This is a genomic window from Desulfotignum phosphitoxidans DSM 13687 (assembly GCF_000350545.1).
GTDB lineage: Bacteria > Desulfobacterota > Desulfobacteria > Desulfobacterales > Desulfobacteraceae > Desulfotignum > Desulfotignum phosphitoxidans.
In genome coordinates this window covers 158,317-167,596 of sequence record NZ_APJX01000010.1, presented here as the reverse complement: position 1 = coordinate 167,596, position 9,280 = coordinate 158,317, and the positions used below count along the sequence as shown (strand labels likewise).

The following is a 9,280-nucleotide window of genomic DNA, read 5'->3' as shown; positions in this document are numbered from 1 at the left end:
AACAAGGCTGAATGTGAAGAAGAAACAGCAAAGGATTTTATTCGTTTTAAAAGAAAACATTCAGCGGTTGAATCGGCTATAAACGGGTTGGAAAATCATGGTCTGGACAGATGCCCGGATCATGGTATTCAAGGATTTAAAAGATACGTGGGCCTGTCTGTTCTGGCAAGAAACCTCCAGATCATGGGGCATAATATACAACAAAAAGGATTGAAACAGCTGCAACGGTTTGAACAGCGCAAAGCCGCTTAAAAACAGGCCATTGCATCAAAAACAGCACGTCAAACACTACAGGTGTGCCCGAAAAATGGGAAAGTCGTCAAAAAACGACTATCATGAAAGCACTTTCCCCGGTTTGTGATAGCAGGAGGACCAACAATTGAAAATTTTGTCAGGCATGTGCCCCGGAAAATCTCAAAATCGGGGTTTCCGGCCAGCCACTAGATAGTACCACCAGATATTCCCACACCTCCGAAGCGGGCTGCCTGTAAAATAGCATTTTCTTCTGCATGTAACGCTCTTGCGTATTCTAATCGTTTAATCGAAATGTTCTGCTTGATAAATGATAGTAATTCTTCATGGGAAGAATTTTGAATATTTTTTTCAAATCGTTGTTTATTACAAAACTTTTTATATGCTTTATCGATTTTTTTCGATGAAAACGATTTGGATTCAATATCTTTAAAACAAAAATAGCTGTTTGGTTGGTAATCATCAAATAACCCGTCTTTCCTGAATTCGTAGTATTTATCCCGCCAAACAGAAAGCAGGCTATCTGAGTTTGAGTATTTTGTGTAATCATCGATACAATTGAGTGAACAGCCCAACTGACCAGATCCAACATCATTCCATCCTGTAGCTATTACGAATCCATCGCTATTCGTAATAACAGCTCCTACCTGTCTTGAGATACATGTTGACCTCAAACTGACATTATATGCCAAATTCATGGACACTTCTTCAACTGAGGGATAAACAAGGCCGGGTTTGTCGATTAAACACAGCAATTTGATCATTTTGTTTTTATAGGCATCATCATCACTGTCGTTGTTAATTGCGTAATCTGAAAGCAGGACACAATCTGGGACATTTTGTTTATGGAGGTCGATTGTCGCTTTGTATTTTCCACGGTCTCTTTTTTCACATCGATCCGTTAAAAATTCTCCAGATCTTTTTTTTCTTAATCCTTTATTGGCATACAATGAACAAAGAAAAAATGAACCATATCTTTTCCTGAAAAATTGAACTTCTTCAGGGTTCCTGAAAGAATCAATGACAAAATGGTTCTTTCTTTTTCCATCCAATCTTCTTCGATAAAATTTAATCAATTTGTTGGTTTCATCTGCCAAGATATCTAAATGATTGAATTTCTTTTTTTCTTCAGGTCTATATGGTCTAAAAGCATTTCCAGTGCCTCTTAGATTGTCTCCCATATCCTGCAACCATTCAGGTCCAACATCTTTGGATTCTAAAATTTTCTTTTTCAGAGATACCAATCCATGAAAGAATTGGTCTATTTCTTTGCAAAAAAGCCCATTATCCAGATCACCATAATTTTTGTAAGATGACAGGTTATTGTATTGGTCAATGATGTTGATATTTTCTTCGGCAAAACGGAGGATCTGATCTTTTGCTCCCGACAGAAAGTCATTACCTGACTTCAAATATCTTAATACTTCATCTGATTCGCCTATTTTTTCAGAACCCTTCTTTATGCTCTGCTCCACAACCAGTTTGATTATTAACGTTGACATTGAAATATTTTTAAAATCAGGCCAGTCAACTGAACTGTAATAGTCAAACAATTTCCTTTTCAACAAAAGAGCCCGTAATTGTCTGTTAAGGATCTTCAACCTTTTTTCAGTTGTATCTAATTTTTCCTGATCTAAAACAGCATGATACAGATCCTCAGGTTCTATGAAAACATCTTGAAATTGTTGATCAAAATGTTGCATCCTCGAATTGTACCTGTTTTCTTTTCCCTTTAATGCTCTGTAATATTTTCCTATTTGGGACTCAACTGCTTCATTGATACTTTGAATGTCTTTTTTATAATTTAAAAGCGATTTGGACAAAAATTTCGCTATGGTTGAACAACCACTTCCCAAAGCACCGGTCAATCCAATTATAACAAAATCTGATTTCATTTTTGAATCCCCTTTAACGTCACCTTTGTCTATTGTTTTTCAGCAATATTTGAACTTCTAAATATTGCTGTCGAAACCACTCTGCGTAATGCCTGATCTGTAAAGGGTGTTTATGGGCCGCTTGAAACCAAAAAAAGACAGTCTTCTCCCCAATACCCAAATTTAATGCAAAATAAGCCATTCTAATCATATATTGTTGAAATTCAGGCATCTCCAGACGATCTTTCAAAAGATTTTCTGCAGCCTGATAAGCGTTCAAAGCTCTGGAGATAAAATCATTGTGAAACGGCCCTTTTAAAATCTTCCGAAAAGCTATGAACTCATCGCAAATGATAAGTAATGCTTCTATTTCGCCATGGTCATATTCTTTGTCTTTCCAAAGCCTTGCCATTTCTTCCAGATTGTTGAAAATTTTTTGAAGCTCGGATTTATTTATCCCTTTTTCCATTCCAGATTTCAATTTCAATAAGTTATGACGATGCAGCATCCATTGCTTACGTATTTCAGGCAATGCTGGTGGGATTTTCTGGAGCTCTTTTTCTATCACACTTTTAAGTGCAATGGCTCGATCGGCAACATTGGCATATAAATCATCTAACCGCTTTAAATCCCGGGCACTATCACCCAATCGCACTTTTTTTTCATACTCAAAACGAATATCTTCTGTGATTTTCAGAAAAGCCTGCAATTGTTCGTTAGGCGGCAATTGATCAATATCCTCCACCAAACTGAGGACATGATCAAAATAATGGGGCATGTTCTGATGATCATTTCTGACCATTGTCAATTCAGAAATACGTAACGCAATTTCCTGCAAAGCCGGAAGCCTCCTTGTCAGATGCTTCTTTCTAAAGATATGGGCCTTGTCAATCATTTCCTGACTGCCCGTTTCTCTGGCAAACAGAAGTTGATCGTTGCAAAAAAACAGACATTGCCATACATTTTTCAAATCAATGAGATTGCGATAAATTTGCATTACCTGGTGGGCCTCTGTTCTTCTTTCCTCGCGCAATAAATTGATAGCCAGGTTGTGGATAACCGATTCATAATAGATCGGCTGAGGCTGTTTTTTTAATAATTCAAAAGCTCTGTAAAGATGGGATATCTGTTCTTCTTTATTGCCCGAACGTCCTTCAAAAACAGCGAGTTCATTGTACAATAGAATTTTTGTCTCTTTATCGATCTTTGTGGCAATAACAGATTCTAATACCTGTTTTGCGTTCAATAAATCTTTTTTGGCAACGTACCAGTGACTTTTCAACACTGCCAGGGATGTTGAAGTGTTCCGGCTCAGTGGGTCGATCTTTTCATTTTCAAACAACTGAATGAAATCACGGACATTTCCGGCTTCCCAATAAATACGGCCTTTCAGGCAACGATATTCCACCGCCTCTTTTGGGAGAAGATCGTATTTGCCTGCGGAAACGACCGCATTATAGGCCCCCAGCAGATCTTTTTGATATAAACCAGCTCTGGCTTGAAGAAACCTTCTCTGGATTGAAAACGGCACGCTGGGCAAACAAACAGGGCAGGACAAAAGTTTTTTTGCCTTGTCTATATCTAGCGTGCCTATGTGTTTTCTGATTTTTTTTAATCGTTGTTTTTCATGGGGTAACAGGAAAACAGCATCAAACACCAAAAGGACTGATGACAGCAACAAAATCAATCCACACCAACGAACCCAATCGATAGGGACCGCTTGTGCCAGCATCGCCAGCAATCCAACCAGTACTGAAAACCGAAAACGTCTATTGTAAAGCCAGGGTGTTTGCTCGTGAATATGCTTGATCAGGTTGATCACTATGTTTTATTCTTCAGTCAGATCAGTCAAGGGTTTACACACTCATCATCTGAATTTGTACTGATAATCCGGGTCATCCAGCATCTTCTGCCTGCTTTTCGAGAGAGGGAGGGAAGGGATGGGGATAAGAATTTGCTTTTTGTTAACCAAACTATAACCAATCCTCCATAATTAAAAATATTATCTCCACCCTGATACAGGTACAACACGTTGTACCTGTATCAGGGTGGGACAAGTAAGGCAAGAAAAAAAACAGCTATAGTTGCCTGGTGGTGGAACAGGGAGAATCCCCGGGATACGCTGATCTTCTGGCCCAGCAGAAAATCGCCGGGATCGCCGAAAAACAGTTTCATCTCATCCAGGAAATTGTCCGTGGATGTCATGCCCTGGATGGACCAGCGGAACACCTTGATGCCGTAAGCGGCCAGCGAGTTCTGCTTGATGAGCTGGCGGGCGTACCGGTCTTTGCCGATGAGGATGGGGTGGTGGAATCGTTCCCCGTTTTTTTCGATGGCCAGGTCCCCGGTCCGGGTGCGGATGAAATAATCCACCCACCGGGTGTGGCCGTTCATGTCGATGACGGGAAACTCCCGGATCACCCGGTCCAGGGCCCTGCGGCCGTAGCAGTCGATAAATGCCTGCTCGAACAGGGCCTCGGGCATGGTGGGGTCGATGTCGTGCCAGTTCCGGTGGCGGCCCTTTGTCTGGATGCCGTCTTCAGCAAACTCCCGGTTCAGCAGGCGGTCCAGGGTGCGGGCCGCATCCGCCAGGTCGTCTTGGGTGTCGGCCATGAACCGGAACACTCCCCGGTATTTGTGCATCAGGGCATTCTGCTCCTTGGTGTACAGGGTATAGGCAAACGGATACCGGGAGTCACAGATCCGGTGATCCAGGAGCACGGCCTGGCTGGTGTCCGGGTTGACGAACAGGGCGCCGCGGAAGGCCGGGGCATGGAAGGAGAAGCCGTTTGCGGACAGCTTTTTTTCAACAGTGCCCGGGCTTTGTCAATATCTTTTTCCTGGCTGGACTTGTCTCCACCAGCCAATAAAGGGGTGAAATGGCCAGGGGTGTGTCTGGAACGTGGTTTTTAAGTCAATGGATTGGGAAATTCTATCGGGCTATTTTTCTGATTCTGAATTTATCATTTTGGAAAACGCAAAAACAATTTTTTAATCGATCAGAATAGTTTTCCATAATGAATTGTACCACTTTCAATTTTTTGTAACTGACTGCATTTTCGAGTCGAAGCAGCAAAATGCCGCAATGATCCATTGAAGAATGATATACCAGCTCTCCAAAATCTTTGTCCATTGTTATTACCATACGGCTTTCCCAAAACGCGGTTCGGATGATGTCCTCATCTTTCATGCAGGGATCAATATTACGAACAGCTTTTATATCATAACCTTCTGATTGGAGATAATCTTCTATTGCTTTCCCTACTCCGACATCCACAAGAAATTTTAATTCTCTGGTATTCATGCAGAAATGTGAACTGGAAAAATCTGTTCTTCTTCTACCAAATTGGTCGCATATGCAAAAACAGCCTGGAAATCTTTTTTCTCAAGTTCGGGATATTCTTCAAGCAGTTCTTTTTCGGTAATCCCGCTGGAAAGTGCCCTGAGTATTTGCTCAACAGTGATTCTCATGCCCCTTATCGTTGGTTTGCCCACCATAATATTTGGATTAATGGTGATTCGTGACAGCAGATTTTCATTTGTATCCATGCTCGTACTCTTCAATTTTTTGAATCATTTTTTTTTGATAAGGCTTATGTGATAACTGTTAGAAAGCAGCCTCGTCAGCGTTTACCATTTACAAAATTATCCTATATTTTCAGGAGAGTCAAAATATTTTGTGAAAATGCTGTTCACCATGGTACCGGACAACCGGATTGTTCCTTTTGGGGGCACGGAAATATTTGAATTTTGGAAAGCCAACCATGAGTGCTCCGTGGCAGGAATGGTTTTCAGGAAAAGACAAAAAATCTGCAAGGGCCGGCCACTGGCCCACTGCATAGTTGACATATCCGGCCCAGCAGGAACCCAGGCCAAATCCGGGCAGGGCCAGTTCCAGGTAGGCCAGTGCCGTATGGCAGTCAGCGGCGGCGCTGCCGAATTCATTGGATGCATGGGCGAACACCAGCTGGGGGGCATCCCGGCAGATCCTGTCACTGCCTTGTTCCCAGTGTTGGATCAGGGTCTGCATGTTCAACGGCAAGGCAAGTTCCGGGCGGGTTTTTACCAGATGCCGCATCCATTCAATCACATGGGCCGCGATTTTTTTTACATCGTCTTTGTTGTCGATCACCAGCCATTGAACTTCCTGGCGGTTGCTGCCTGTGGGCGCACAACAGGCAATGCCCAGCGCTTTTTCAAAAAGATCCCTGGGAACGGGTTTGTCCCGGTAGCGTCTGACCGCCCTGCGGGACCGCAAAAAATGCTCCGTGTGCGCGGCATCCAGGGCCAGTTCCTTTTTGACGGGCATGCACTCTTCCGGGGAAAGAAAATTCAGGGTAAAGGCTCCCCGGGGGCACACGGCCACACAATGGCCGCACCGGATACAGATCTCTTCGGCGCCCACTGAGGGAACCGGACCGTTGTCTGTCATTTCAATAATGTGGGCCGGGCATTCTAACGCGCAGATGCCGTCTTTGTCGCATTTTTCATGGTCGATTGTAAACAGGGTCATTTTTACTCCAGTCCGGGTTGATGAAGAATTCATTGTTGTCCATGTCGCTCATGGCTTTTTCCAGCGTTTCCTTCTCTCCTGGATTCAGAATAAATCATACCATATGAAGATTGGAAATGACAAGACAGGGAGAGATATGTCCGGCTCACCGGTTTGACAGGTCACGGAAAATTTTCGGTCTTCAACCGGCTTGTTATTTTCTTGATAACGGATATAATATTTTATGAAGTGTTAAGTGTTAAGTGTTAAGTGTTAAGCGGATACTTGGCGCTGATGCTTTTATCATTATGTTTTGTTGTGGTCTTTCAGGCCATGATGGTTATTAAAAAAGGACCGCCATGCCACTGTACGCGTTTAAAGCCCATACTCCCCGGATTCACCCATCCGTGTTTGTCGCCCCCTCGGCCCAGATCATCGGCAATGTCCGCATCGGCAGAGATTCTTCCGTCTGGTTTCAGACGGTCATCCGGGGAGATCTGGACGCGATCACCATTGGCGAAAAAACCAATATCCAGGATCTGTGCATGTGCCACGCGGATGAAGGCATTCCCCTGACCATCGGCCATGGCATCACCATCGGCCACAGAAGTGTGATCCACGGATGTACCATTGGAGACGGCTGCCTTGTCGGCATGGGTGCTGTCATCATGAACCAGGCAGTGATCGGAGAAGGCTCGGTCATCGCAGCCGGTGCGGTGGTGCTGGAAAACACCGTGATACCGCCTCATTCCCTTGTCACCGGTTCGCCCGGAAAGGTGAAAAAGACCTATGACAATCCGGAACAGCTTGCCGAAAGCATCCGTGCCATGTCAGACAGCTATCTGGAAAGCGCGCGGTCATTTTTGTCCCCCGGCTCTTTTTATGAGATAAAGTGAATATGCCTGGAATTCGGCGGCTTTTGTCCGGGTCCATCCGCCTGACAGTTCTTTCAAAGAGGCGGCAGCAGAAATTCCTTATTGTCCGCCCGGGCTGTTTTTGAAAAGATGCTTCATCCGGTTTTCCCGGCCTTTCAATATGTCTTCGGCAATATAGAGAATATCCGCATAATCTTTAGGTTCCATCCGGCTCATGGCGCAGATCTCGTTTGAAAGGATATTTCGCCAGCTGTCAACCCGGCCGAACCCATTTTTCATTTCAACCGCTCCCGCATGAAATACCACATCATTGAATAATATTTGTCTGGCATATCGGTACTTTCTGCACAATGTTTTTGGGAACAAACTGCCCAACACATCGTCGCTCATGGCTTTTTCCAGCGTTTCCATAATGGTCATTTTTTCCTTTAGGACACCCATATATTTCCATGTGCTCATTGACATAACACCCAGTATATGACAGCCTATGATTAAGTTTGGTGTGAATTTGTATCATCGGAGTCATGATGTGCCAGAACTTTGTCGATTTTTAGGAATTGTGATTGGTATATTCCCACAGGATCACGCACCGCCCCATTTTCATGCAGTATATGGAGAATACCAGATCACAGTTGATATTCAGACCGGCGTGGTGCGCGGTTTTTTTCCGAAAAGAGCCATGCGGCTTGTTTTAGAATGGTATGAACAGCACCAGGATGAACTCTTAGAGGCTTGGACTGCAATTCAGTCGGGCCAGTATCCCAAGAAAATTAAGCCGTTGGAGTAAGCTATGATCCCTGAAGTCGTGGACGCAAAATATGTTCGAGATTATATCGTTTTTATTCGTTTTGCAGATGGTAAAGCGGGAACCGTTGATCTGAAGGATGTGTTGCAAGGGCCGATGTTTCAGCCCTTAAGAAATAAAGACATTTTTTGCCAATTTCAGATTCATCCTGAATTTAAGACGCTGTTCTGGGACAACGGTGCTGACATTGCCCCTGAATTTTTGTATGAGCAGCTACGTGTGCCAGAAGCGGTTTGACAGCTCACGGAGAAGATCTTTGTCCTGCTGCATGATTTTTTCTGCTTCAGTCACCCCGGGTATTTGACAGCTGAAGTGCTGTAAGCATTTCAACAGGGCTGTAGATTGGCAGCTCAGATCCTTTAAATCCTTTTAAATCTCTTGTAACGATCGCTTTTGCTCCTGCATGGCGGGCGGCTTGATATAATACAGCATCTTCAAAATCTGAAAATTTTGAAATAAGAGCGTCTTCAATCACGGTTCTGTTGACAGCGGCGATTTCGAAAAGCATGGTAAGATCCCTGATTTGATTCTGCGCTTTGGCTGATCCCAGCACCCGGGTGGATAGATAATGGATCGTGGTCACTGTTGTGGCACACAGCAATCCTGATATTTTTTTGCTTTCAACAAGAGACATCAGTTCGCTTGCCGGTTCTGCAAAGGGTTCCCGGTCAAGCATGACATCAAGAACCACATTGGTATCAAAAAGAATTTTCACAGATATTTGTCTTCCAGATATCTTTTATACGTTTTTTCATCAACACCGGATTCCTTCAAGGACCCTCTCAACGATGCCACGATGGGCGTGAGTGGTTGTTTGTTATCCATAGAATGGGTGTCCAGCAGATAAAAATAATCAGCAACCATTTGAGAAACCGATTTGCCAAGTGTGCCGGCATGTCTTTTAGCAGCTCTGATCAGGTTTTCCTCAAGCCGGAGTGTGAGTTTGGTATTCATATATTTTCACCTCATTGTATGCTTGACG

Annotated in this window: 12 protein-coding genes and 1 pseudogene; 4 read left to right on the top strand and 9 right to left on the bottom strand. The window is 43.7% G+C overall.

The window, feature by feature from the left end:
• Window positions 1–252 (top strand): annotated as a pseudogene (locus DPO_RS19090) (ISNCY family transposase); the annotation flags it as partial.
• A gap of 188 nt (window positions 253–440) precedes the next feature.
• Here DPO_RS19090 and DPO_RS19085 read toward each other — a convergent pair.
• The 6 genes from DPO_RS19085 to DPO_RS19055 form a co-directional block, all read right to left on the bottom strand.
• Window positions 441–2,147 carry a hypothetical protein gene (locus tag DPO_RS19085; protein ID WP_006967983.1) on the bottom strand — a complete coding sequence of 569 codons (1,707 nt, stop codon included), beginning with the start codon at window positions 2,145–2,147 and terminating at the stop codon, window positions 441–443.
• A gap of 19 nt (window positions 2,148–2,166) precedes the next feature.
• Window positions 2,167–3,948, bottom strand: coding sequence for a hypothetical protein (locus tag DPO_RS19080; RefSeq protein ID WP_152427738.1), 1,782 nt, complete (start codon window positions 3,946–3,948; stop codon window positions 2,167–2,169).
• 221 nt (window positions 3,949–4,169) lie between these two features.
• Window positions 4,170–4,847 (bottom strand): hypothetical protein, encoded by a 678-nt coding sequence (locus DPO_RS19075; RefSeq protein WP_006967981.1) that lies wholly within the window; start codon window positions 4,845–4,847, stop codon window positions 4,170–4,172.
• Between the two features lie 211 nt (window positions 4,848–5,058).
• Window positions 5,059–5,430, bottom strand: a complete 372-nt coding sequence (locus tag DPO_RS19065) for a DUF5615 family PIN-like protein (RefSeq protein WP_006967980.1) — start codon at window positions 5,428–5,430, stop codon at window positions 5,059–5,061.
• Window positions 5,427–5,675, bottom strand: a complete 249-nt coding sequence (locus DPO_RS19060) for a DUF433 domain-containing protein (protein ID WP_006967979.1) — start codon at window positions 5,673–5,675, stop codon at window positions 5,427–5,429. Before DPO_RS19060 ends, DPO_RS19065 begins: the two co-directional genes overlap by 4 nt.
• Window positions 5,676–5,793: 118 nt before the next feature.
• Window positions 5,794–6,639, bottom strand: coding sequence for a nitroreductase family protein (locus DPO_RS19055; RefSeq protein WP_006967978.1), 846 nt, complete (start codon window positions 6,637–6,639; stop codon window positions 5,794–5,796).
• 338 nt (window positions 6,640–6,977) lie between these two features.
• Between DPO_RS19055 and DPO_RS19050 the strand changes: the two genes are divergently transcribed.
• On the top strand, window positions 6,978–7,514 hold the full coding sequence (locus tag DPO_RS19050) for a gamma carbonic anhydrase family protein (protein WP_006967977.1): 537 nt from the start codon (window positions 6,978–6,980) through the stop codon (window positions 7,512–7,514).
• A gap of 78 nt (window positions 7,515–7,592) precedes the next feature.
• On the opposite strand, the gene DPO_RS19045 is transcribed toward DPO_RS19050, so the two are convergent.
• Window positions 7,593–7,913 carry a hypothetical protein gene (locus tag DPO_RS19045; protein ID WP_040012089.1) on the bottom strand — a complete coding sequence of 107 codons (321 nt, stop codon included), beginning with the start codon at window positions 7,911–7,913 and terminating at the stop codon, window positions 7,593–7,595.
• A 67-nt stretch (window positions 7,914–7,980) separates the two neighbouring features.
• On the opposite strand from DPO_RS19045, the gene DPO_RS19040 reads away from it, so the two are divergent.
• The gene (locus DPO_RS19040) at window positions 7,981–8,280 is read left to right on the top strand and encodes a DUF4160 domain-containing protein (RefSeq protein WP_236609998.1); all 300 of its coding nucleotides are present in this window, start codon (window positions 7,981–7,983) and stop codon (window positions 8,278–8,280) included.
• A 3-nt stretch (window positions 8,281–8,283) separates the two neighbouring features.
• Window positions 8,284–8,535: a DUF2442 domain-containing protein gene (locus tag DPO_RS19035; protein WP_006967975.1), complete on the top strand. Its 252-nt coding sequence runs from the start codon at window positions 8,284–8,286 to the stop codon at window positions 8,533–8,535.
• Between the two features lie 46 nt (window positions 8,536–8,581).
• On the opposite strand, the gene DPO_RS19030 is transcribed toward DPO_RS19035, so the two are convergent.
• Both DPO_RS19030 and DPO_RS19025 read right to left on the bottom strand, forming a co-directional pair.
• Entirely contained in the window at window positions 8,582–9,013 is a 432-nt protein-coding gene (locus DPO_RS19030) for a PIN domain-containing protein (protein ID WP_006967974.1), read from the bottom strand.
• Window positions 9,010–9,252: a DUF6364 family protein gene (locus DPO_RS19025; RefSeq protein WP_006967973.1), complete on the bottom strand. Its 243-nt coding sequence runs from the start codon at window positions 9,250–9,252 to the stop codon at window positions 9,010–9,012. The genes DPO_RS19030 and DPO_RS19025 overlap by 4 nt, the downstream gene beginning before the upstream one ends.
• Window positions 9,253–9,280: the final 28 nt, after the last annotated feature.

Coding starts and splice junctions, on each gene's coding strand:
- DPO_RS19025 (WP_006967973.1), bottom strand. CDS start 9,252: ATGAATACCAAACTCACACTCCGGCTTGAGGAAAACCTGATCAGAGCT.
- DPO_RS19085 (WP_006967983.1), bottom strand. CDS start 2,147: ATGAAATCAGATTTTGTTATAATTGGATTGACCGGTGCTTTGGGAAGT.
- DPO_RS19045 (WP_040012089.1), bottom strand. CDS start 7,913: ATGACCATTATGGAAACGCTGGAAAAAGCCATGAGCGACGATGTGTTG.
- DPO_RS19060 (WP_006967979.1), bottom strand. CDS start 5,675: ATGGATACAAATGAAAATCTGCTGTCACGAATCACCATTAATCCAAAT.
- DPO_RS19035 (WP_006967975.1), top strand. CDS start 8,284: ATGATCCCTGAAGTCGTGGACGCAAAATATGTTCGAGATTATATCGTT.
- DPO_RS19065 (WP_006967980.1), bottom strand. CDS start 5,430: ATGAATACCAGAGAATTAAAATTTCTTGTGGATGTCGGAGTAGGGAAA.
- DPO_RS19040 (WP_236609998.1), top strand. CDS start 7,981: ATGATTAAGTTTGGTGTGAATTTGTATCATCGGAGTCATGATGTGCCA.
- DPO_RS19055 (WP_006967978.1), bottom strand. CDS start 6,639: ATGACCCTGTTTACAATCGACCATGAAAAATGCGACAAAGACGGCATC.
- DPO_RS19050 (WP_006967977.1), top strand. CDS start 6,978: ATGCCACTGTACGCGTTTAAAGCCCATACTCCCCGGATTCACCCATCC.